Origin of the sequence: Georgenia satyanarayanai (genome assembly GCF_023715365.1) — a bacterium.
Taxonomy (GTDB): Bacteria; Actinomycetota; Actinomycetes; order Actinomycetales; family Actinomycetaceae; genus Oceanitalea; species Oceanitalea satyanarayanai_B.
The window spans coordinates 375,508-398,948 of sequence record NZ_JAMBNZ010000001.1; the positions used below are offsets into that span (position 1 = coordinate 375,508).

General features: G+C 74.1%; 18 protein-coding genes and 2 tRNA genes. 15 read left to right on the forward strand and 5 right to left on the reverse strand.

Features of this window, described 5'->3' with window-relative positions; genetic code table 11:
- The first annotated feature begins 11 nt into the window (after window positions 1–11).
- Together M3148_RS01670 and M3148_RS01675 are read left to right on the forward strand one after the other, a co-directional pair.
- On the forward strand, window positions 12–404 hold the full coding sequence (locus tag M3148_RS01670; protein WP_251302903.1) for a DUF3151 domain-containing protein: 393 nt from the start codon (window positions 12–14) through the stop codon (window positions 402–404).
- A gap of 195 nt (window positions 405–599) precedes the next feature.
- A complete protein-coding gene (locus tag M3148_RS01675; protein ID WP_251302904.1) occupies window positions 600–2,963 on the forward strand; it encodes a multicopper oxidase family protein in 2,364 nt (787 codons plus the stop codon).
- A gap of 244 nt (window positions 2,964–3,207) precedes the next feature.
- Here M3148_RS01675 and M3148_RS01680 read toward each other — a convergent pair.
- From M3148_RS01680 to M3148_RS18235, 4 genes are all read right to left on the reverse strand, one after another.
- Window positions 3,208–3,280, reverse strand: a tRNA-Glu gene (locus M3148_RS01680).
- Between the two features lie 55 nt (window positions 3,281–3,335).
- Window positions 3,336–3,407: transfer RNA gene (locus M3148_RS01685), tRNA-Gln, on the reverse strand.
- Window positions 3,408–3,502: 95 nt separating this feature from the next.
- Complete coding sequence (locus M3148_RS01690; RefSeq protein WP_251302905.1) at window positions 3,503–3,922, reverse strand: VOC family protein; 420 nt, start codon at window positions 3,920–3,922, stop codon at window positions 3,503–3,505.
- Complete coding sequence (locus M3148_RS18235) at window positions 3,919–4,755, reverse strand: helix-turn-helix domain-containing protein (protein WP_251302906.1); 837 nt, start codon at window positions 4,753–4,755, stop codon at window positions 3,919–3,921. Before M3148_RS18235 ends, M3148_RS01690 begins: the two co-directional genes overlap by 4 nt.
- Window positions 4,756–4,912: 157 nt before the next feature.
- Here M3148_RS18235 and M3148_RS01700 point away from each other — a divergent pair, with 157 nt between their 5' ends.
- Together M3148_RS01700 and M3148_RS01705 are read left to right on the forward strand one after the other, a co-directional pair.
- Window positions 4,913–5,119: a helix-hairpin-helix domain-containing protein gene (locus tag M3148_RS01700; protein WP_251302907.1), complete on the forward strand. Its 207-nt coding sequence runs from the start codon at window positions 4,913–4,915 to the stop codon at window positions 5,117–5,119.
- A gap of 117 nt (window positions 5,120–5,236) precedes the next feature.
- Window positions 5,237–6,739, forward strand: coding sequence for an AAA family ATPase (locus M3148_RS01705; RefSeq protein ID WP_251302908.1), 1,503 nt, complete (start codon window positions 5,237–5,239; stop codon window positions 6,737–6,739).
- Window positions 6,740–6,774: 35 nt separating this feature from the next.
- Here M3148_RS01705 and M3148_RS01710 read toward each other — a convergent pair whose 3' ends face one another.
- Window positions 6,775–8,400 (reverse strand): HNH endonuclease signature motif containing protein, encoded by a 1,626-nt coding sequence (locus M3148_RS01710; protein ID WP_251302909.1) that lies wholly within the window; start codon window positions 8,398–8,400, stop codon window positions 6,775–6,777.
- Between the two features lie 352 nt (window positions 8,401–8,752).
- On the opposite strand from M3148_RS01710, the gene M3148_RS01715 reads away from it, so the two are divergent.
- The 11 genes from M3148_RS01715 (at window position 8,753) to M3148_RS01765 (ending at window position 23,357) form a co-directional block, all read left to right on the forward strand.
- The gene (locus M3148_RS01715; RefSeq protein ID WP_251302910.1) at window positions 8,753–9,811 is read left to right on the forward strand and encodes a LacI family DNA-binding transcriptional regulator; all 1,059 of its coding nucleotides are present in this window, start codon (window positions 8,753–8,755) and stop codon (window positions 9,809–9,811) included.
- Window positions 9,808–10,782, forward strand: coding sequence for a carbohydrate ABC transporter permease (locus tag M3148_RS01720; RefSeq protein WP_251302911.1), 975 nt, complete (start codon window positions 9,808–9,810; stop codon window positions 10,780–10,782). The genes M3148_RS01715 and M3148_RS01720 overlap by 4 nt, the downstream gene beginning before the upstream one ends.
- Window positions 10,783–10,786: 4 nt before the next feature.
- On the forward strand, window positions 10,787–11,614 hold the full coding sequence (locus M3148_RS01725; protein ID WP_251302912.1) for a carbohydrate ABC transporter permease: 828 nt from the start codon (window positions 10,787–10,789) through the stop codon (window positions 11,612–11,614).
- A gap of 40 nt (window positions 11,615–11,654) precedes the next feature.
- Window positions 11,655–12,938, forward strand: a complete 1,284-nt coding sequence (locus tag M3148_RS01730; RefSeq protein WP_251302913.1) for an ABC transporter substrate-binding protein — start codon at window positions 11,655–11,657, stop codon at window positions 12,936–12,938.
- A gap of 196 nt (window positions 12,939–13,134) precedes the next feature.
- Window positions 13,135–14,274 (forward strand): ADP-ribosylglycohydrolase family protein, encoded by a 1,140-nt coding sequence (locus M3148_RS01735; protein ID WP_251302914.1) that lies wholly within the window; start codon window positions 13,135–13,137, stop codon window positions 14,272–14,274.
- Complete coding sequence (locus M3148_RS01740; RefSeq protein ID WP_251302915.1) at window positions 14,271–15,653, forward strand: ADP-ribosylglycohydrolase family protein; 1,383 nt, start codon at window positions 14,271–14,273, stop codon at window positions 15,651–15,653. The genes M3148_RS01735 and M3148_RS01740 overlap by 4 nt, the downstream gene beginning before the upstream one ends.
- The gene (locus M3148_RS01745) at window positions 15,650–16,609 is read left to right on the forward strand and encodes a ribokinase (RefSeq protein WP_251302916.1); all 960 of its coding nucleotides are present in this window, start codon (window positions 15,650–15,652) and stop codon (window positions 16,607–16,609) included. The genes M3148_RS01740 and M3148_RS01745 overlap by 4 nt, the downstream gene beginning before the upstream one ends.
- Before the next feature lie 14 nt (window positions 16,610–16,623).
- Window positions 16,624–18,660, forward strand: coding sequence for an SUMF1/EgtB/PvdO family nonheme iron enzyme (locus M3148_RS01750; RefSeq protein WP_251302917.1), 2,037 nt, complete (start codon window positions 16,624–16,626; stop codon window positions 18,658–18,660).
- Window positions 18,657–19,865, forward strand: a complete 1,209-nt coding sequence (locus M3148_RS01755; RefSeq protein WP_251302918.1) for a CaiB/BaiF CoA transferase family protein — start codon at window positions 18,657–18,659, stop codon at window positions 19,863–19,865. The genes M3148_RS01750 and M3148_RS01755 overlap by 4 nt, the downstream gene beginning before the upstream one ends.
- Complete coding sequence (locus M3148_RS01760) at window positions 19,862–20,701, forward strand: HpcH/HpaI aldolase/citrate lyase family protein (protein WP_251302919.1); 840 nt, start codon at window positions 19,862–19,864, stop codon at window positions 20,699–20,701. The genes M3148_RS01755 and M3148_RS01760 overlap by 4 nt, the downstream gene beginning before the upstream one ends.
- Before the next feature lie 181 nt (window positions 20,702–20,882).
- Entirely contained in the window at window positions 20,883–23,357 is a 2,475-nt protein-coding gene (locus M3148_RS01765) for an alpha/beta hydrolase-fold protein (RefSeq protein ID WP_251302920.1), read from the forward strand.
- The last annotated feature ends 84 nt before the right edge of the window (window positions 23,358–23,441 follow it).

Genomic DNA, 23,441 nt, shown 5'->3' on the forward strand with positions numbered 1-23,441 from the left:
ACACTGGCCCCATGCAGAAGAACCTCCTGGGTCCCGACCCCACGTACCTGCCCGAGGACCACCCCGACATGGCGGCGCGCGCCGCCGTCGAGCGCGGCGACGACCCGCGTGACGTCGCCGCCCGCCTGCCCGCGTCGAGCTACGCCTGGGCGGTGCTCGCCCGTGCGGCTTTCGACGAGAAGGACCCGGTCGCGGCCTACGCCTACGCCCGCACCGGCTACCACCGCGGCCTGGACGCGCTGCGTCGCGCCGGTTGGAAGGGTCAGGGCCCGATCCCCGCGGGCCACGTCCCGAACCAGGGCTTCCTCAGCGCCCTCCAGACGCTCGGGGACGCTGCCGCCGCGATCGGCGAGGACGACGAGGCCGCTCGCTGCCGCAACTTCCTCGCGGACGCCACCGTCTGACCCGCACCACCGGGAGGCCGGACCGCGCTCGGCGCGGTCCGGCTTCTCGCATCGGTACGTTTTGGGCAACAGGTTCACAAAACAACGTGCGTACGTCATGATCGTCTGCGAGCACGTGCGCGGGAGGGGCCGCGTGGCGTGCCTGCGGCCCCTCCGCCGCACCCCTGTCCTCCACAGGTGAAAGGCCTCGCACCGATGCGTTCCTCCCTCCGTCCCGCCCTGACGCTGAGCGCTGCCCTCACGCTGACCGCCCCGTTCGTCGCGGCCGTCCCGGCCCAGGCCCTCGTCCCACCGGCGTCCATCGCGACGACGTCGGCGCCCACCGCGACCGCACCCGCGGCCACGCCGACGGTGCCCGGCAACACCTTCCACCTGGCCGACAACGGCCTGCGCCGCACCGCGCGAGTCCTCACCTACGGGCGGCCCGGTGACGAGGTCCTCGTGGGCGACTGGGACGGGGACGGCACCGACACCCTCGCCGTGCGCCGCGGCAGCACGATCCACGTCTCCAACTCGCTCACCGGCGGTCGCGCGGACGCCGTCGTCGCCTACGGGCGGCCCGACGACGAGCTCCTCGTGGGCGACTGGAACGGCGACGGGAAGGACACCCTCGCGGTGCGCCGCGGCGCGGAGTACCTCCTCAAGGACTCGATGAGCCCGGGTCCGGCGGACCGGGTGCTGCACTTCGGGCGCGGGTCCGACACCGTCATCGTCGGGGACTGGGACGGCGACGGCGTCGACGCCCTCGCCGTCCGTCGCGGCGCGCACTACTTCATCAACACGACGATGCGGTCCGGTCCCGCCGACACCGTCGTCTGCTACGGACGCGACGCCGACGACGTGTACGTGGGCGACTGGGACGGGTCGGGCGAGGACGCGCTCGCCGTCCGTCGCGGGGCGCGCTACCACCTGGCCGACCGGCTCCGTCACGGCCCGGCCGATCGCAGCGTGACCTTCGGGCGACCCGGCGACGTCACCCTCGTGGGGGACTGGGACGGCGACGGCACCGACTCCCTGGCCGTGCGGCGCAGCTCCGGCTCGCCTGCCGGCCCGGTGGTGCCGGGCGAGCCCGGCGGACCCGTCGTCGTGCCCGGGGAGCCGGGCGGACCCGTCGTCGTGCCCGGGGAGCCGGACGGGCCGACCGACCCGGTCGACCCCGAGCAGCCCGAGCCGACCTTCGACCAGGCGCTGGCGATCCCGCCGCTGGCCGACTCGGTCGTCGACGAGGACGGCACCCGCGTCTTCCAGCTCACCGCCCAGGCGGGGACGACATCGTTCCGGGAGGGCGTCGAGACCGAGACCTGGGGCTTCAACGGGGACTTCCTCGGCCCCACTCTGCGGGCGCGCCGCGGTGAGCAGGTGGCCGTCGAGGTGACCAACACGCTCGGGGAGGCCACGAGCGTGCACTGGCACGGGATGCACCTGCCGCCGGAGATGGACGGCGGCCCTCACCAGGAGGTCGAGGCCGGCGGCACGTGGCGGCCCACCTGGCTCGTCGACCAGCCGGCGGCGACGCTCTGGTACCACCCGCACCCCCACGGGCTCACGGAGAAGCATGTCTACCTCGGGATGTCCGGCATGTTCATCCTCGACGACGACGCCGCGGACGCCGCCGGCCTGCCGAGCGAGTACGGCGTCGACGACATCCCCGTCATCGTCCAGGACAAGTCCTTCACCGCGGACGGCCAGCTGACCATGGAGTCCGCGGTGCCCAGCGGCGTCATGGGCGAGGCGCTGATGGTCAACGGCACCATCGGCGCGGTCCAGGAGGTGACGACCGAACGGGTGCGGCTGCGGCTGCTCAACGGCTCGACCCTGCGCAGCTACAACTTCGGCTTCGCGGACGACCGCTCCTTCCAGCTCGTCGCCTCCGACGGCGGCCTGCTCCCCGCCCCGCACGAGACGAACCGCATCCAGCTCTCGCCCGGTGAGCGGGCCGAGATCGTCGTCGAGATGGAGCCGGGCACCGAGACGATGCTGCGCTCCTACCCGCAGCGGCTCGGCGAGATCGCCGACCCGCAGGGCTACGGTGCGCTCGACACGCTCGACATCCTGCGTCTGGAGGCCGCCGACGAGCTCGCGCCGTCCGCCGTCGTCGCCGGTGAGCTGTCCGACGACGAGCGTCTCGACGAGGCCGACGTCACCACGACCCGCACCTTTGTCATGAAGGACCTCAAGCTCAACGGTCAGCGGATGAAGATGGACCGCATCGACGAGGTCGTCACCGTCGGGACGACCGAGGTGTGGGAGGTACGCAACGAGGACCCGCTGCCGCACAACTTCCACATCCACGACGTCCAGTTCGAGGTGCTCTCCGTCGACGGCGCTCCCCCGCCGCCGGAGCTCTCGGGACGTAAGGACACGATCTACACCGAGCCGGGCCGCGAGTACCGCCTCATCATGCGCTTCGAGCACTACGCCAACCCCGACATGCCGTACATGTACCACTGCCACCTCCTGCGCCACGAGGACTTCGGGCTCATGGGCCAGTTCGTCGTCGTGGAGCCCGGCACCGAGCCGCCGACGGAGGTGTCGGGGCCGAGTCACGAGCACCACTGACGCCACACCGGCGGGTCCGGCTCTGGCGCCGCCCGGACCCGTCCGCGTGCGGGCGTGTGACGGACGCGACACCCGTCGACGGGTGGACACGGCACCGTGGAACGGCCGCAGACCGTGGACCGTCCAGGAGGGCCGGCTCGCCCACCTCGGAGCGCACGTGTCGCGCGACACACGTCTCCACGCAATCCCATTCCGCGGACATGCGAAAGGCCCCCATCCACTCGGGATGGGGGCCTTTCTCGTGTAGCCCCGACCGGATTCGAACCGGCGCCGCCGCCTTGAGAGGGCGGTGTCCTAGGCCGCTAGACGACGGGGCCTCTAGCATTTTCAACCTGGCTGAGGTTACCGGATCTCTCCGCCTCACTCAAACCGCTGGGGTACCAGGACTCGAACCTAGACTAACTGGACCAGAACCAGTCGTGCTGCCAATTACACCATACCCCATGGGGGTATTCCGTCCGCTCCTGCGAACGTCCTACCGGGCGGTAACACTACCCTGCTCCGCGGGCGCGGATCAAAGCCGGGAGCGGTGGGCGTCGTCACACCCCGCGGTAGGTGCCGACGGTCCAGAGGTTCCCGTCCCGGTCCCGCACGCCGAAGGTGTGCGAGCCGTAGTCGGTGTCGTGGAGGGCCTCGGTCACCTCGAGGTCCGCGTCACCCTCCGCGCGGGCCCAGACGGCGTCGACGGTCGCGGCATCGGCGGCGACGACGTACACGCCCGCCGGTCCGAGGGCTCCCCAGTCCCCCGGCTTGCCACGGCTCCCGAACATGACCCCACCGCCGTCGGGCCAGCGCGCCTCGGCGTGGGCGACGGTGCCGTCGTCGTCGCGGTAGAGGGCGGTGACGACGAAGCCGAGGACCTCGGTGAGGATGCGGACCCCGGCGTCGACGTCGGTGAAGCCGACGCTGGGCCACACGGTGGGGGCGGATGCGGGCAGAGTGTTCTCGTCGGTGCTCATGACACCGATCGTGCGCCCGGGGTCCGAGCCCCGTCTTGGACGAATGGGAGCTCCTCGCGCAGCCAGGTGGTCATGCTCGCACCCGTGAGGGCGCGCCACTCGCGGGCGAGGTGCGCCTGGTCCGCGTAGCCGGTCTCGACGGCGACGTCCGCCAGCGGCCGGCGGGCGCGGAGCCGCCGCTGGGCGTGCTCGAAGCGGGTCACCCGCGACGCCTCCTTCGGGGTGAGCCCCGTCGCGCGGCGGAACTGCTCCCCGAGGTGGCGGCGGCCCCAGCCGACCGTGGCGGCGACGTCGACGACGGGCAGGCGGCCCTCGCTCGCGAGGATGAGCCGCCACGCCTCGGCGACCTCGGCCGGCGCTGCCCAGCCCGTGCCCCACCTGGAGCCGGCCAGCCGGAGGAGCAGCGCCTCGTCGAGGAGGCGGAAGCGGCCCGGCCAGTGTGGCGTGCCGGCCATCTGCTCGACGAGCCGCGCGGCGTCGGGTCCGAGGATGTCCTCCAGGCCGACGGCGCGGTCCCGCAGCTCCCCCGCGGGGATCCCAAGCAGCAGGCGGGCACCGAGCGGGCCGAGCGCGTACTGCACGCCCTCCTGGGGGCGGCTTGCATCGATGAGCGCGGGCACCGTGTGGAGCCCGCCGACCACGCCGTGAGCGCTGACGGTCTCCCCCAGGCCGCGCACGGTGAGCGGGCCGAGGAGCTCGACAACGAGCGTGAGGTGCCGGGAGGGGAGCCCCCGGTGGACCCCCGCCGGGTAGGCCGGGGCCCGGTAGCCCACCGCCGTCGCGACCAGGGGCCGCAGGGGTGCGGGGACGGTGTGCGGCACGAGCGGGGACACGCCTCCATCGTCCTCCCGCACGGTGCCCGGGCCAAGGGCTCAGGACGTCTCGAGCAGCCCGAGGTCGAGGGCGCGGAGCACCGCCCGCGTCCGGGGCGAGGGCTCAGACGCCCGCCGCTCTCTTCCGCCGCAGCCGCGCGACGAGGACCATGGGGCGATGAGCAGCGACGACGCCCCCGCCCCGGACCTGCCTCGGATCGGCCGACCCGCCACCAATGCCCTGCACGAGCAGGGCGTGACCTCGCTCGACCAGGTGGCCACCATGTCGGAGCGCGAGCTCCTCGCGCTCCACGGCGTCGGCCCGCGCGCCGTCCGGCTGCTGCGCGAGGCGCTCGCCGCGCAGGGACGCGACCTGGCGCCGTAGCGGTCTGCGGCGCCTCGGATCGCCACCGGTGAGAGCCCGGGTGGCGAATCGTGGGCGCACGGGCCGGGCGTGCGGAAGGATGACTGGGTCACTGAGGACCCGACCGTGAGGAGCACGATGCCGAGCGCATCATTCGGCTGGACGGCCCACGGGACGCCCCTGCACGACGACGGGGCGGTACCCGCCGGCCGTGACGGCCGGCTCGAGCTCGCCGACGTCGGCCGGCTCGCGCGCCGCGCGGCCCGCGGACTGGCCGGCGTCGCGCGCGCGGAGGAGCGCGAGACGCTCTCGAGCCTGCTGCACGCGCACCTCGCCGCCCCGGTGGAGGAGCTCGACGTCGTCGAGGAGGGCCGGCCCGCCTACGAGCACGTCAACGTCCAGGCCGGCCTGGACGGCTGGCTCGCCGCGGACCACCGCAGCCACCGCCTCGTCGGCATCGTCGGCTACCAGCACCGGCAGTTCGGCCTCGCGGAGCTGCTCGAGGGCATCGGCGGCGTGCACGACCCCTACGGCCCGCGGCCGGGGAACGTCTCGCGCGTCAACCTGCCGAGCGGGCCCGGAGGGCAGGTCGCGTCGTGCGTGCGGTGCGGGCTCTACCTCGTGGACGACGGCGGAAGCCCGCTGGCCGTGCTGCTGCGTGGTGCGGACCCGGAGTCGGGCCTCACCACGGTGACTGTCGAGATCACCGGCCCCCACGCTCCGACGGTCGCGGCGGCGGCCCGCGAGATCCAGGAGCTCGCGACGACGCACAACGTCTTCCGTGGTCAGGTGCTGTCCTTCGACCACGAGATCTTCGGGCACGGCGGGACCCTGCTGCAGTTCCACGAGCGTCCTGCCGTGGGGAACGAGGACGTCATCCTGCCGGCCGCGGCCGCCGAGGCCATCCGGCGGCAGGTCGTCGAGGTGGCTCGGCACAAGGAGCGGCTGCTGTCCGCCGGCCAGCACCTCAAGCGTGGGCTGCTCCTGTACGGGCCTCCGGGAGTGGGTAAGACGCACACCGTGCGGCACCTCATCAGCAGCCTCACCGGCACGACGGTCATCCAGCTGACCGGCGGGGCCCTGTCCCTCATCAGCGAGGCGTGCTCGGTGGCGCGGGCGCTGCAGCCGGCGATGGTCGTCGTGGAGGACGTCGATCTCATCGCCGAGGACAGGGACCTGCACTCCGGTGCCCACCCGCTGCTCTTCCAGCTCCTCGGGGAGATGGACGGCCTGGCCGAGGACGCCGACGTCGTCTTCGTGCTCACCACCAACCGGGCGGACCTGCTGGAGCCCGCGCTCGCCGCTCGCCCGGGGCGCGTGGACCAGGCGGTGGAGCTCCCGCTTCCCGACGGCGAGGCCCGCCGACGGCTGTTCGAGCTCTACTCCGGGACGCTGGTCCTGGACCGGTCCCACCTCGACGCCGTGGTGGATCGCACCGAGGGCGTCACGGCGTCCTTCGTCAAGGAGCTGCTCAGGCGGGCGGCCCTGTTCGCGGCGGAACGCGGCTCCGGGGACGGTGACGGGGGCCTGGCCGTCTCGGCCGAGGACCTCGACGCCGCGCTCTGCGAGCTGCTCGACACCCGCAACGCGATGACGCGGGTGGTGCTCGGCGGCGCCGGCAATGCCACGCGGGAGGACTGACCGGCCGGGGGCACACCTGTCCCCTCGGCCTCCGGCTACGGGTCGGCGGTGATGAGCCAGCCGTGGCGGTCGCGGAACCACCACGTGCCCTCGGACCGGGTGATGGTGATCTCCTGGGCGTGGACCCAGTCATGGTGGTGCCAGCACAGGAGCACGCCGTGCTCGACGTCGGTGCCTCCGAGGTGCTGGGCCCACCACAGCGAGTGGTGGACCTCCCCGAAGCCCGGTGGCTCGTCGCAGCCCGGGTACTGGCAGTGCCTGTCCCTCGCGATGATGGCCCGGACCTGGTTGGCGGGAAAGATCCGCTTCTCGCGGCCGGCGTCGAGGATGGTGGAGACGGCCCCGAAGATCACGCGGGAGATCTGAGACTCGCAGGCGAGCCGGGCCAGCACCGCGGGTGGGATGGGGGTGCCGTCCTCAAGGGTGGGCGGCTCGAGGCCGCGGACCTGCTCGTAGTCGATCGCGGTGGAGATGACGTGGTCGTCACCGGACTCCCACCGCTCGAGCCAGCGGCGGGTCTCCTCCGAGGCGGTGAAGAGCCCCACCTCGCCCTCCGGTGCGGGCGCCTCGGGGTCGCGCGGGCCGCCGGTGGCGGTGAGTGCGGCCTGGCTGGAGGGGCCGAAGGTGGCTCCGGGGGCGTAGGGACGCCCGTCGGGGCCGACCCGCGGGATGGCTGAACCCATGGCTGCGGCGAGGGCCCGCAGGGTCTCGATCGTGGTGGTGACGGTGAGGTGGGGCCGGATCCGTGCCGCGGCTCCCTGGATGCCGGCGTCGAGGGACTGGCTGGCCAAGGAGACAAGGGCGGCCGCGCGGCGCTGCGCCGGGGTGCGCTCGTCACCCTTGCCCTTGCGGCCCGCGTGCGCCTGCAGCGCGGTGCTGACGATCTGGCCGGCGACCTCGTCCAGCCAACCGCGGAGGTGGAAGCCGTCGGTGGTCCGGGAGAGCGTGAGCTCCTCCTTGCTGCCAGCCTCGCGCCATGCACGATCCGCGCCCTCCGGGTCCACCCTGACGGTCCAGGCCCGGACGAGCTGCGTGAAGGTGCCTGCGTCCATCGCCGATGCCTGCGCGACGAGGAAGGCCTCCCCCAGGTCCGCGTCGGTGAGCTGGGTCCGCAGCTGCCGGGTGCGGACGGCCTCACGGACGAGCACGGCGACGTGGTCGGGACCGATGCGCCCCGCCGCCAGTGCTGCCCGGGTGAGGGGCAGGTGGTCGCGCAGCGCCCGTGACTCCCGGACCTGACGGGAGGCGCCGGCCGCGGTGGAGCCGGTGCGCTGCCGCAGCCAGGCGCTGTAGGTGCGTGAGCCCTGCAGCGCCCACAGGCCGTTGGCGTCCACGACGGTGAGCACCTGGGCGCGCAGGGCGGCGAGGTGCCGGGCGGCCCGCTCGATCTCGTCGAGCGCGTCGTGGGCCGCCTGGCCGGGGAGCTCGTGCCAGGGGACGTCAGTGAGGGCGGTGAGGGTGTCGGTGACACCCGTCAGCGCGGCGACCGGGCCCGGCAGCGTGGCGGTGGCGGTGGCGCCGCCATCGGCAGCGGGGGTGGCGTCGCCATCGGCAGCGGCGGTGGCGGTGGCGGTGGCGGTGGGCGCCGTGACACGGCGCTCATCCCCATCCAGCCTGGGCTTCCAGCCCGACGGCGCATCAGGCGGCATCTTTGCGGCCATCGCGCTCACCTCCCCGCTGAGAACCTCTTCCCCCAACGGTAGATCCGACCACTGACATCGCCCCGAGCGCGGCCCGAAGGTCCGCGCGGCCACCGGTGCCCGCCGTGACGGCACCGTCCGCGCGTGCCCCGCGTGCCGTCACCGAACCCACCTCCAGCGGTGTCGTCCTCTTCCCCCAACGGTAGATCCGACCACTGACATCGGTCCGGCCCGTGCGTGTTGACAGCCACACCCGCCCGGTGCCAAGATCTCGGCCATCCCCGGAAACGATTCCAACGGCTGCGACACCCAGCCCTGGAAACGTTTCCGAATCGGGCCTGGCACCACCACTCAACGACGAAGGAGGGCGACAGTGACGTCTCCACGCGCGACGCTCATCCAGGTCGCCCGCCGCGCCGGGGTCTCCCTCGCCTCCACCTCCCGCGCCCTGCACGGCACCGGTGCCAGCCCCGCGATGGTCGAGCGCGTACGTGCCGCCGCCGAGGAGCTCGGGTACCGCCCCCACGAGACGGGCCGGTCCCTGCGCATGAAGCGCACCTTCCAGGTCGCCTTTGCCGTCGCCGACATCGGCAACCCCGTCTACATCGAGATGCTCACCGCGATCCACGCGGTCCTCGCGCCGCACGGCTACCGCGTCGTCGTCATGTCCACCGGGGGCACGGTCGCCTCGACCGTCGACCTCGTCCACAGCCTCGACGGCGGCTTCGTCGACGGCATGATCATCAGCCCGCTGCGCGTGGACGACGCCTTCGTCACCGCCGTCGAGGAGGCCACGGTCCCCGTCGTCGTCATCGGCCGCTCCCTGGCCGACCACGGCATCGACTCCGTCTCCACCGACTCCACCGGCGGCATCGTGCAGGCGGTCGACCACCTCGTCGCCGTCGGCCGCCGCCGGATCGGCTTCCTCAACGGCCCCCTCGACACCACCCCGGGCGAGGCCCGGCAGCGCGGCTTCGACGCCGCCACCCGCACCGCCGCCTTCACCGCCGCGAACGGCGGCACCGAGGTGGCCGAGGACTTCACCGTCACCGCCGGCCTCGCCGCCGCCCACCGCCTCCTCGACCGCGCCGACGACGCCGGCACCCCCCTCGACGCCGTCGTCGCCGCCAACGACCTCCTCGCCATCGGTGCCATCCGCGCCGCCGGCGAGCGTGGACTCACCGTGCCCGGCGACCTCGCCGTCACCGGCATGGACGACACCGACATCGGCCGTGTCTTCCAGCCCAGCCTCACGAGCGTCTCGCTCGGCTCGGGCCGGCGCGGCCACCTCGCCGCCGAGCTCGTGCTCGGCCTCGTCGACGACGGTGAGGAGCGGGGCCGGTACGTCACCGTCGGCCCCGAGCTCATCGTCCGTGAGTCGTCCGTGTCCGCCCCCACCCCATCCCCCTCACCACGCAAGGAGGACGCATGACGGCACCGATGCTCGCCGCAGGAGCGCGGCCGGACGCACCCGCGCCCCGGCCCAGCCGCGGCTCACCCCGTCGCCGCAGCGGGCTCGATCGGGCCCGGCGCCGTGAGGCCGCCGCGCTCGTCATCCCCTCGCTCATCCCGATCCTCGTGCTCAGTGTCGCGCCCCTCATCGTCGGCGTCGCGCTCGCCTTCACCGACGCGCGCCTCGTGCGCAACCCGGAGTACACCTTCGTCGGCACCGAGAACTTCGCCCGGCTGCTCGACAACTCCTTCTTCTGGGACTCCTTCCGCATCGGCATGGTCTGGGCGGTGTCGGTCACGCTGCTCCAGCTGCTCGCCGGGATGGGTTTGGCGCTGCTCCTCAACTCCGGCCTGCGCCTCCAGGGCCTCACCCGCGTCCTGGCCCTCATCCCGTGGGCGATGCCGCCCGTCGTCGTGGCGATCATGTGGCAGATGATCTACTCGCCCAACGCGGGGCCGCTCAACGCCGTCCTCGGCGGCATCGGCCTGCCGGACGACATCAACTGGCTCGCCAACTTCTCCACCGCGCTGCCCGCCGTCATCGTCGTCGGCGTGTGGGTCGGCATGCCACAGACCACCGTCACCCTCCTCGCCGGCCTCCAGCAGATCCCCGAGGAGCTCCACGAGGCCGCCTCGATGGACGGGGCCAGCGCGTGGCGCCGCTTCACCGCTGTCACCTGGCCCTCGCTGCGCCCGATCGTCACCTCGATCACGTCGCTGAACTTCATCTGGAACTTCAACTCGTTCTCGCTGGTCTACGTCCTCACCGAGGGCGGCCCCGGCGGCCGGACGATGCTGCCGATGCTCTTCACCTACCTCGAGGCGTTCAAGAACCGGAACATCGGCTACGCCGCCGCGATGGGCGTCGTCCTCGTCGTCGTCGTCGTCATCCTCCTCGCCGTCTACCTGTGGTCCCAGTTCCGCGAGGACAGCACCGAGAGGAAGGGCTGAGCCGATGCGCACCCTGATCCGCCCCGCCCAGTACGCGGCGCTCGTCGCCTACATCGTCTTCCTGGGCTTCCCGCTCCTGTGGCTCATCTCGGCCTCGTTCAAGTCCTCGGGGGAGCTCAACTCGCTCTCGATCAGCCTGCTGCCGGGCGAGTGGCACTGGGAGAACTACTCCAACGCCCTCGCCCGTCAGGGCCTGGTGCGCTCCGCCGCCAACAGCGCCGCCGTCGCCCTCGTCTCCACGGTGCTCGTCATCGTCATCGCGATGCCGACGGCGTACGTCCTGGCCCGCCTCAAGGGCAAGGTCCGGGCCGCCGGGATCGGCTGGATCCTCGTGAGCCAGGTCTTCCCGGTCATCCTTATCATCCTGCCGCTCTTCCTCATCCTGCGGACGCTCGGCCTCACCGACAGCCTCGTCGGCCTCACCCTCGTCCACACGACCTACACGTTGCCCTTCGCGCTGTGGATGCTCCAGGGCTACGTCACCGGCATCCCGGTGGACCTCGAGGAGGCCGGCTCGATGGACGGCGCCGCCCGGCTGCGGGTGCTGCGCTCGATCGTCTTCCCGCTGCTCGTCCCGGGAGTCGTCGCGACCGCGATGTTCTCCTTCGTCTCCTCGTGGAACGAGTTCTTCTTCGCCCTCGTCCTCCTGCAGTCCCCGGAGAACTACACCCTGCCCATCACGCTGAAGATGTTCATCGGCGGCGAGGGCAAGGTGGCGCTCGGCCCGCTGGCGGCCGGCTCCGTGCTCGCCGCGATCCCCAGCATCGTCTTCTTCTCGATCATGCAGCGCAAGCTCGTCGGCGGCCTCATGTCCGGCGCCGTCAAGGGCTGACACCCAGACCCCACCCCCATCCCCCTCGAAAGGTCGACCAATGAAGATCCGTGGAGCCTCCACAGCCGCATGCCTCACGATCGCCGCGCTCACCCTCGCCGCCTGCGGTGGCGGGGGCGACGACGGCGGCAGTGCCGACGGGCCCGTGACCCTCAAGTTCCAGTCCCTCTCCGACCAGCCCGCCGCCATCGAGGCGACGGAGGCGATCGTCGCCGAGTGGAACGAGGCCAACGCCGACGTCCAGGTGGAGATCGTCCCCGCCGGCTGGGACGGCATCTACGACAAGCTCATCACCCAGTTCAACGGCGGCGCCGCCCCCGACGTCATCCACTACGAGGCGGCGAGCATCGTCCCCTTCGCCCGCGACGGCTACCTCGCCGACCTCTCGGAGTACATGTCCGACGAGCGCCGCGCCGACATCCCCGAGGGCATCCTCGACTCGGTGACCGTCGACGACCAGGTCATCGCCTACCCCACCGAGCTGCAGTCCTACATGGTCTTCGCCAACACCGCGCTCCTGGAGGAGGCGGGCGTCGAGGTCCCCACCGGGGAGACGATGACGTGGGAGCAGCTGCGCGAGATCGCGCAGACGACGACGACGGACGACACCTACGGCCTCGGCTGGGGCCTGGCGAGCCCGACGGCGGCGTTCATGTCCTTCGCCCCGGGCTTCGGCGGCACCTTCTTCGAGGGCACCGGCACCGACGCGAGCATCACGATCGGTGAGGGCGAGCTGGCCGTGCCCGAGCTCGTCCACACGATGGCCTTCGAGGACGAGACGGTCCTCCCGGTCACCCTCACGCAGTCCGGCTCCGAGGTCCTCGCCTCCTTCTACGCCGGCCAGATCGCCATGACGGTCCAGGGCTCCTTCCAGGCCGCCAACATCGCCACCGACGCCCCCGAGGGCTTCGAGTGGACCGTGCTGCCCCCGCTCGAGGGCCCGCAGGGCGCCGGCCAGGCCGCCAACCCGCAGACCCTCTCGGTCAACATCGACTCCGAGCACGTCGAGGAGTCCGCCGAGTTCATCGAGTTCTTCACCGAGACCGAGAACCTCGCCGCCCTCAACGAGGCCGACGCGCTCATCCCGGCGACGACCTCCGCCCAGGAGTACATGGCCGAGAACCTCGGCGACGAGAACGGCTGGGCGACGATCCTCTCCTCCGGCCAGCACCTCGTCTCCGCGCCGTACCTGTTCGTCGACGCCTACGCGCAGTGGAAGGACACCGTGGCCACGCCCGCCTTCCAGCGCTACCTGGCGCAGGAGATCGACACCGCCGGCCTCGGCACGCAGCTCGAGGACGGCTGGGCCGAGATCACCGGCTGACCCCGTCGCGGGGCGGGTCCGATCACTGGGCCCGCCCCGCCACACCCCGGCCGCCCCGCGGCCACCGGCCGCCCCGCGGCCACCGGCCGCCCCGCGGCCACCGGCCGCCCCGCGGCCACCGGCCGCCCCGCGGCCACCGCACGTACCGCAACACGAAGGCAGGAGTAGATCTGTGAGCTGGCTGGACGATCGATGCGTGGCGGTGATCACCGGCGCCGCCGTCGGGGACGCCCTGGGGGGAGCCACCGAGGGGTGGACCCCGGAGCAGATCGAGGAGCGCCACGGCGGCCGGGTGCGCGGCATCGTCGGCCCCTGGTACGAGAACTGGCGCACCGCGCGCCCGATCGCGCCCTACCACAAGGGTGACGGGCACATCACCGACGACACCCTCATGACGCAGGCGCTGGTGGAGGTCTACGCCAAGCGGCGCGACCACCTCGACGCCTACGCCGTGGCCGAGGACCTCGTCCCGCTCATGATCGGCGAGCCCCGCTGGATCCCCGAGCTGGAGAGCGAGGCGCTCATCCTCCAGCGCGTCTTCCTCGCGGAGAAGTGGATCGTCGCCCGCCTCCACTACGGGCACGTGGACCCGCGCGAGGCCGGCGTCGGCAACGTCGTCAACTGCGGCGCGGCCATGTACATGGCGCCCGTGGGGCTGGCCAACGCCGGCGACCCGCGCGCCGCCTACGCCGAGGCGATCGACGTCGCCGGGGCCCACCAGTCCAGCTACGGGCGTGAGGCGGCCGGAGTCTTCGCCGCCATGGTCGCCGCCGCCGTCGCCCCCGGTGCGAGCGTCGACGCCGTCACCCGCGCCGCCCTCGACGTCGCCCACGACGGGACCGCCGCCGCCCTGCGCGCCGTCGTCGACGCCGTCGCCGGCCGCGACGTCCCCACCGACGACGACGGCGAGCGCAAGCTGGCCCGTGTCATCCGGGAGGCCGTGGCACCGTTCGACTCCGTGGGCCCGGAGTACCGGCAGATGTCGATGGACGCCCGCCGCCCCTCGCGCACGAAGTCCATCGAGGAGCTGCCCGCGGCGCTGGGCTTCGTCCTCGGCCACCGCGGTGACTTCCGCGGCGCCGTCCTTGGGGCGGTCAACTACGGCCGTGACGCCGACTCGATCGCCGTCATGGCCGGCGCCGTCTGCGCGGGCCTCGGCGGGACCGAGGTGGTGCCCACCGAGTGGCTCGACGCGATCGAGACCGCCAGCCGCACCGACGTGCGCGCCACCGGCCGGCTCATGGCCGGCGTGGCCACCGACATCCTCCGCGCCGACCGGGAGCGCGCCCGCGCCCGCGCCGCGGCGCTCGAGCAGCTGGAGGGGGCGTCGGCATGAGGCTGACCTGGGCCCAGCCCGAGGATCTCCTCGCGCACGAGCTCGTCCAGTCCGCAGCCGAGGGGCGGGACGTCACCGCTGTCCGCGAGCGCTGGGTGGCCGCCGGCGGGGACCCGGTCCCGGCCGTGAGCGGCGCCGGCCCGGTCCCCGCTCCCCCGGCCCTGCGCGCCCTGGCCCGCGAGCTGCTCGACGAGCTCGCCGCCACCCCGGCCCCGCCGTCGCCGGCCGAGCCGGACGAGTGGGAAGAGATCGCCGCCCTGCTGGCCCCGGCCCCGCAGCTCGTCGGCCGCCCCGACGACGCGGCCTACCGCGAGCGCCTCGTCGGCGCGTGGACCGGCCGCGCCGCCGGGTGCCTGCTCGGCAAGCCGGTGGAGAAGATCCCGCGGCAGGGCATCGAGGAGATCCTCCGGGCCACCGGACGCTGGCCGCTGGACCGCTGGTTCACCGCCGTCGGCCTGCCCGGCGACGTCGCGGCCCGCTGGCCGTGGAACCGCCGCTCGGCGCCGACCTCGCTGGAGGAGAACATCTCCGGCATGCCCGAGGACGACGACCTCAACTACCCGATCCTCGCCCTCGCCCTCCTCGAGCAGCACGGCCACGGCTTCACGACCGAGGACGTCGCCCAGCTGTGGCTCGACAACCTCCCCGCAGGGCGGGTCTTCACCGCCGAGCGCGCCGCCTACCGCAACATCCTCGACGCGCGCCCGGTCCCGGAGACGGCCACCCACCACAACCCCTTCCGGGAGTGGATCGGGGCGCTCATCCGCACCGACCTCCTCGGCTGGGTGCTGCCCGGTGACGTCCGCGCCGCCGCCCGCCTCGCCTGGGCCGACGCGCGCCTGAGCCACACCCGCAACGGCGTCTACGGCGCGATGTGGGCCGCGGCCCTCGGCGCGGCGACGATGGTGTGCGACAGCGTCGAGGACGTCCTCGACGCTGCCGACGCCGCCGTCCCGCCCGCCAGCCGGCTCGCCGCCGCGATACGCCTGGGCCGTGAGGCGGGGGCTGCCTGCGACGGCACCGAGCCCGCCGTCCGGGACGGCCTGGACCGGCTCCACGCCGCATACGGAAACCTGCACTGGGTCCACACGCTGGGCAACGCCGCGACGATCGCCTTCGCGCTCACCGCCGGGCGTGAGGACTTCGGGGCCAGCGTGTCGATCGCCGTCATGGCCGGCTGGGACACCGACTCCGCGGCGGCCACGGTCGGCGCGGTGGTCGGCGGCCTCCGCGGCGCCGACGGGATCGGCGAGCAGTGGACCGCGCCCCTCCAGGGACGGATCGCCACCTCGCTGCCCGGCGGGGAGCAGCGCATCACCGACCTCGCCGAGCGCACCCTCGCGCTGGCCGTCCCGCTCCCCGCGGCGGTGACCCCGTGAGCGCAAGGCACGTCGCGGCCGGCGGCGCCGCGGCGGTGGCGACGCCGGTCGGTGCCGGGCGCGTCGTCGTCGTCGGCTCCGCGAACGTCGACCTCGTCGTCCCGGTGCCGCGCCACCCGGCCGGCGGCGAGACCGTGCTCGGCGGCACGCTCGAGCGCCACCCCGGCGGAAAGGGCGCCAACCAGGCCGTCGCCGCCGCGCGGGCGGGCGGCGCGGACACGAGCTTCGTCGGTGCCCTGGGCAGCGACGAGTCCGGCGAGCTGCTCCACGCCTCCCTCGCCGGCGCCGGGGTACGCACCGACCTCATCGCGCGCGTCGCCGAGCCCACCGGCACCGCGCTCATCTCGGTGGACCCGGGCGGTGAGAACACGATCATCGTCGCGCCCGGCGCCAACTCCCACGTCACGGTGGGCACCGAGCAGGCAGCCCGGATCGCGGAGGCGGACGTCGTCCTCGCCCAGCTCGAGATCCCGCTCGAGGCGATCCTCGCGGCCTCGGCCGCCCGCCGGGAGGGCACGCTCCTCGTCCTCAACGCCGCCCCCTCCAGGGAGCTGCCGGAGGAGGTGTGGACCGCCGTCGACGTCCTCGTCGTCAACGAGCACGAGGCGGCCGACCTCGCCGGCCGCGGTGACGGTGCCGAGCCGGCGGACCTGGCGCACGCGCTGCTCGCCCGGGTGCCCGCCGTCGTCGTCACCCTCGGGGGTGCCGGGAGCCTGGTCGCCGAGCGCGACGGGGAACCCGTCCACGTCCCCGCGTTCCCGGTGGAGCCCGTCGACACGACGGGCGCCGGGGACACCTTCTGCGGCGTTCTCGCCGCAGCCCTCGCCGGTGGTGCCACCCTCGCCGACGCTGCCCGCCTCGCGGCCGCGGCCGGCGCCCTGGCCACCACCGCCCCCGGCGCGCAGGAGTCCGTCCCCACCGCGACCGCCGTCGCGGACCTCGCGCGCCACCGCTGAGCAAGAAAGGCGTCATGTACACGTTCGACCCCCTCGTCCCGCGACTCATCGACCTCCCCACCGAGGTGCCCCTCGACGGCCTCACCACCGAGCAGTCCACGGCGCTGGACGAGGCGAAGATCTTCGTCGGGCCGGCTGACCCGGCCGACCGGCCGGCGTGGCGCGAGGCCCTGCACCACTGGCGCGAGGCCGCCCGCGCGCGACACGGCTACCGCGGCGCCGCCTACGAACGGCCGGGGGCGGCGTGGGCCGCGCGGTGCCACACCGTCGCCCAGGTGTGGCTGTGGGACGAGCTGCTCTACTCCTTCGAGGAGCACCGCTTCACCCCCGAGCGCTTCCTCGCCGACGCCCGCGAGCGCTTCGGCGGGCTCGACGCCGTCGTCCTGTGGCACGCCTACCCGGTCATCGGCATCGACGACCGCAACCAGTGGGACTACTACCGCGACGTGCCCGGCATCGTCGAGCTCGTCCGCGAGCTGCACGACGCGGGCCTGCACGTCTTCGTCGACTACAACCCGTGGGACACCGGCACCCGCCGCGGCGCCGACGACGTCACCGAGCTGGCCGACGTCGTCTCCTGGCTCGGCGCCGACGGCGTCTTCCTCGACACGCTGAAGAAGGCCGAGCCCGAGCTCGTCGCGCGCCTCGAGGAGGCCCGCCCGGGGATCGTCCTCGAGGGCGAGTCCAAGCTTGCCGTCGAGCGCATCGAGGACCACTCCTCCTCGTGGGCGCAGTTCTTCGCCGACTCCCCCGTGCCGGGCGTGCTGCGCGCGCACTGGTACGAGCGGCGCCACATGCAGCACCACGTGCGCCGCTGGCACCGCGACCACTCCGAGGAGCTGCAGTCCGCCTGGCTCAACGGCGTGGGCGTCATGGTGTGGGAGGTCGTCTTCGGCGTGTGGGTCGGCTGGACCCCGCGTGACGCCGCGACCGTGGCCCGGATGGTCGCCGTCCAGCGCGCCGCCGGCGACCTCCTTCTCGAGGGCGAGTGGACGCCGCTCACCGAGCTCGCGCCGGAGGCCGACGCCGCGGGCGTCCACGCCTCCCGCTGGGAGCTGGACGGCCTCACCCTGTGGACCCTCGTCAACCGCGGCTCGGAGGACTGGACCGGTCCCGTCCTTCCCGACGGCGCCGTCACCGGCGGCCGGCTCCTCGCCCTCACCGACGACGACGGCGCGGGCCCGGTCACCGTGCCGGGCCGCGGGATCGCCGCGCTGCTCCACGTCGCCGACGGCGTCGCCGCGCCCGAGTGGCTCCCCGGCCTCCAGGAGGAGCTCGCCCGCCGCCCCCACGTGCCGGACGCCCGCTTCCCGCACCGCCTCGCCCGCCGTGTCACCACCACCCCGGCGGGCCCCACCCCCCTCCCCGCCGACAGCGGAGTTGTCTCCGACGCTGCCCAGCCCCCCGCCGTCGTCGTCCCGGCGGGCGAGCACGTCCTCACCGTGCGCCACCGCGCGCGGGAGACCGGCATGTACCAGGGCGCGCCCTACGTCGACGAGTGGAAGCCGCTGCCCCCGCGCCTGCACGACGCGCGCACCCTCCAGCGCGAGCTCACCCTGCGGGCGCCGGTCGCCGTCGCCGTCCACGAGGTGACGAACGAGGAGTTCGCCGTCTTCCTCGACGCGACCGGCTACCGGCCAGCCGTCGAGCACCGCTTCCTCGTCCACTGGCTCGAGGGCCGCCCCGCCCCGGGCACCGAGGACGAGCCGGTGACCTTCGTCGACCTCGACGACGCCCGCGCCTACTGCGCCTGGCGCGGCGGCCGGCTGCCCACCGAGGACGAGTGGCAGCTGGCAGGCGAGACCGGTGAGCTGCACCGCGGCACCCCGGCGGTGTGGAGCTGGACCGAGAGCGAGCACAGCGACGGCCGCACCCGCTTCGTCATGCTCAAGGGCGGCAGCGACTACCGCGCCGAGGGCTCGGACTGGTACGTCGAGGGCGGCGTCCACGCCCCCGACCACTCCCTCAAGTACCTCCTGCCGGGGCTCGGCACGGCTCGCTCGGCGACCATCGGCTTCCGCTGCGCCTGGGACGGGGAGGTGACCCGATGAGCGTCTCCCGTGACGCCTCGGCCGGGGCCCTCGCCGGCCTGCGCGTCGTCGACGCCTCCACCCTCTTCGCCGGCCCGATGGCGGCGATGCACCTGGGTGACATGGGCGCCGACGTCGTCAAGGTCGAGCACCCCGACAGGCCCGACCCCTCCCGCAACCACGGCGCCGCCAAGGACGGGGTCAACCTGTGGTGGAAGACGCTGGGGCGCAACAAGCGCACCGTGACCGCCAACCTCGGCAGCTCCGGCGGGCGGGAGGTGTTCCTCGCGCTGGCCGAGCGGGCCGACGTCGTCATCGAGAACTTCCGCCCCGGCACCCTGGAGCGGTGGGGCCTGGGCTACGAGGAGCTGTCTGCGCGCAACCCGCGGCTCGTCCTCGCCAGGGTGAGCGGCTTCGGGCAGGTGGGCCCCTACCGGACGCGTCCCGGCTTCGGGACGCTCGCCGAGGCGATGAGCGGCTTCGCGGCGATGACCGGGGAGCCGGACGGCCCGCCCACGCTACCGCCCTTCGGTCTGGCCGACGGCGTCGCGTCGCTCGCCACGGCCTTTGCCGTCATGGTGGCGCTGCAGTCGCGGGAGCGGACGGGGCACGGGCAGGTGGTCGACATGGCCATCATCGAGCCGATCCTCGCGATGCTCGGCCCGCAGATCACCCGCTGGGACCAGCTGCGCACCGTGCAGCCGCGCACCGGCAACCGCTCGGCGAACAACGCCCCGCGCAACACCTACCGCACACGCGACGGGCAGTGGGTGGCGGTCTCGACGTCGGCGCAGTCGATCGCCGAGCGCGTCATGCGGTTGGTCGGGCGGCCCGAGCTCATCGAGGAGCCGTGGTTCGCCCGCGGTGCGGACCGGGCGGCGCACGCCGACGTCCTCGACGACGCCGTCGGCAGCTGGATCGCCGAGCGCACGCGCGACGAGGTGGTGGCCGCCTTCGAGGAGGCGCAGGCCGCCGTCGCCCCGATCTACGACGCGCAGGACATCGTCGCCGACCCGCAGTTCCAGGCCCTCGGGACCCTCCACGAGATCGAGGACCCCGAGCTGGGCCCGATGCTCATGCAGGGACCGCTGTTCCGGCTCTCCGGCGCCGACGGCGTCATCCAGTTCACCGGCCGCGAGCACGGGGCGGACACCGACGCCGTGCTCGAGGAGCTCGACTTCCCCGCCGAGCGGGTGGCCGAGCTGCGCCAGGAGGGGGCGGTATGAGCCTCCCGCCGCCGCTCACGCTGCTCTACGTGCCGGGCGACCGGCCGGACCGGGTGGCGAAGGCGCTGGCGTCCGCGGCCGACGCCGTCATCGTCGACCTCGAGGACGCCGTCGCGCCGAGTGCCAAGGACGCGGCGCGGTCCGCCGTGGCGGAGCTGCTCGCTTCGGTGCCGTCCGGTCGCGCCGTGCAGGTGCGCGTCAACGCGGCCACCATGCCGTGGCACGCCGACGACGTCGCCGCCGTGGCCGCGCTGCCGGCTCACGTGGGGCTGCGGCTGCCCAAGGCCGAGCACCCGGCCGCGGTGGACGCGCTCGTCTCGCGGGTGCGAGGACGCGAGGTGCACCTGCTCGTCGAGTCCGCGCTCGGGGTGGAGCGTGCCTTCGCGCTCGCCTCGGTCCCCGGGGTGTCCTCGATCGGGCTCGGGGAGGCGGACCTGCGCTCCGAGCTGCGCGTGGACGACGACGCCGGGCTCACCTGGGTCCGCAGCCGCGTGGTCGTCGCCGCGCGGGCAGCCGGGCTGCCTTCCCCCGTCATGTCCGTCTACCCGCACGTGAAGGACCTGGCCGGGCTCGCCGAGTCCTGCCGGGCCGGGCGGCGGCTCGGCTTCAGCGGCCGTACCGCCATCCACCCGGCCCAGCTCGACACGATCCGCGCGGCCTTCCTGCCGACCCGCGAGGAGGTCGAAAGGGCACGGGAGGTCGTCACGCGCGTGGAGGATGCCGTCGCCGCGGGCACCGGTGCCCTCGTGCTCCCGGACGGGAGCTTTCTCGACGTCGCCATGGTCGAGCGCGCCCGCGCCACCCTCGCCCTCGCCGAGCACCACGGCGCCACCTGACCCGCCCCACCACCCCCCGGGGCACGCCCTCCCGCCACAGCCCTCTCACCGCCGAGAGCCCTCCCCTCGCCGACAGCCGGATTCCTCCCCACCCCTCCCGCCGCAGCACCGCCGCCCGGCCCACAGACCACTCGCCCTCATCCCGAGCGCGAGCCCCCACCGGCTCACCAAGGAGAACCCCATGAGCTCAGCCCGCCTCTCGCGGCGCCTGGCGGTGACGGCAGCAGTCGCCGTCGTCGCCGGTGCGTCGCTCACCCTCCCCGCGCTCGCCGCCGAGCAGGGCACCCTCGTGCCCGCCGAGGCCACCGGCACCGCCGCCGGCACGGTCGACTACACGGTCTACCTCCCGCCCGGCTACGACGACAGCACCGACCGCTACCCCACCGTCTACCTCCTCCACGGCCGCGGGGACACCCAGGCCGCCTGGCAGCGGGTCGCCACCGACCTCGACGAGCTCATCACCTCCGGTGAGCTCCAGCCCGTCGTCGCCGTCATGCCCGACGCCCCCTGGAACGACCGCGGCAGCTGGTACACCGACTCCCTCTACACCGGTGACGCCGCCTCCGGGCCGGGCCTGCCCGTGGAGACCGCGCTCGCCGAGGACCTCGTCGAGCACGTCGACGCCACCTACCGCACCGTCGCGCACCGCGAGGCGCGCGCCGTCGGGGGTTACTCGATGGGCGGTGCCGGCGCGCTGCGCGTGGCGCTCGCCCACCAGGAGGACTTCTCCGCCGGCATCGTCCTCAGCCCCGCCGCGTACGTGCCCCAGCCACCGGCCGACTCGTCGGTCCGCGACTACGGCGCCTACGGCGTCGGCGACGCGCTCTTCGACGCCGACCGCTACACCGAGCTCTCCTACCCGACGGCGCTCGAGTCCCTCGATCCCGCACTGCCGGTCCACCTGTTCGTCGCCGTCGGCGACGACGAGTGGCCCAACCCGGACCCGGCCGAGGCGCAGCACGACATCGACCTCGAGTCGGCCCAGCTCTACAACACCGCGCGGCGCGTGCCGGGCGTGACGGCCGAGCTGCGCGTCCTCGACGGCGGGCACGACTGGGACGTGTGGCAGCCCGCCTTCCGCGAGGCGATCGTCGACGTCGGGCAGCGCCTGCGGACCGAGCCCGCCGCGACCTGGGACGCCGAGCTGCTCGGTTCCGCGGGTGACGACCGCGCCGGCGGGATCGTCGAGACGGCCGACGGCGGGAGCGTCGTCGCCCTCAACCTTGCCGGTGCGTGGGACGGCTACGAGCCGGCCGGCGGGATGGACACCCTTCTCGTGCGCCGCGCGGCGGACGGCACGGAGGCCTGGCGTCACGCCATCGCGACCGGCGCGAACGACCGCGCCTACGGCGTCGTCAACGGGGCCGACGACGGCGTGCTCGTGGCCGGCTACACGCGCGGCACCCTCGCCACGGGCGAGGCGGACACGCAGGACGACGCGTTCGTCGCGGCGGTCGACGCCGCCGGTGAGCGCACGTGGACGCTCGAGCTCGGTGACCCGGGCGCGGCCGACCGCTTCTACGCGATCGCCCCGGACGGCGACGGCGGCGCGTACGTCGCCGGGTACACGAGCGGCAGCTTCGCCGGCACACCGAGCGCCGGCGACAAGGACGCCGTCCTCGCCCGCGTCTCGGCCGGCGGCGAGCTGCTGTGGAGCACCCAGCTGGGCGGCTCCGGTGAGGACAAGGCGATGGCCGTCGCGCTGACGAGCGACGGGGACGTCGTCGTCGGCGGCGTGAGCGGCGCCGGGCTGCCCGGTGCCGAGCACCTCGGCTCCGGCGACGGCTGGGTCGCGCGGTACGACGCCGACGGCGAGCAGCAGTGGGTCCGTGCGGTCGCCACCGCGGAGAACGACATGGTGAGCGGCCTCGTGCCGCTGGCCGACGGCGCGGTGCTGGCCGTCGGGCAGACCAAGGGCGTGCTCGGTGAGGCGGCACTCGGGGACAACGACATCGTCGTCCGGGCGCTGACCGCCGACGGCGAGGAGTCGTGGACGCTGCAGACCGGCACGTCCACTGACGACCGGGGCGTCACCGGCGTGGCGACCGCCGACGGCGGGGCGCTCGTCCTCGCGACGACCTACGGCGCGATGGGCGAGCCGCTGGGCGGGGTCGACGTCGTCGCGCTGCCCGTCTCGGCCGACGGCGTGGCCGGCGAGCCGCTCCAGCTCGGCTCCCGCGACCGCGACGGCGCCGACGAGTGGGACGAGGCCAACCTCTTCGCGGCGCCCGGGACGGAGGGCACGTGGCTGAGCGGGCTGACCTTCGGGGCACCGGACGGCGCGGTCAACGCCGGGGCGGGCGACGTCTTCGTCATGCGGCTGGCGTCCACGCCGGGGGAAGAGCCGACCGAGGAGCCGACGACGGCAGAGCCGAGCGAGCCCGAGCCCGAGCCCGAGCCGACCGTGACGCCCGGGGAGCCGAGCAGCCCGGAGCCGACCGTCACGCCGACGGACGGGCCCGCCCCCACGGACGGGCCCGGCAGCGAGTCGCCCGAGCCCAGCGCCACCCCGGTCCCGCCGGTGACGGACACCGCCTCCGGCGCGGGCGGGCTGCCCTCCACCGGCGCCGCGGTCATCGGTGCGGCCGTGCTCGCGCTGCTGCTCGCGGCGGCCGGCGCGGTGCTCGTGGCCCGCCGCCGCGGAGTCGCCGCCTGACACAGCGCCGCTCCTCCACCGCACTGTGCGCCTCTTGTGCCCCTGTGCGCCTGGTAGACCAAGCGCACAGGGGACGCACGGGGC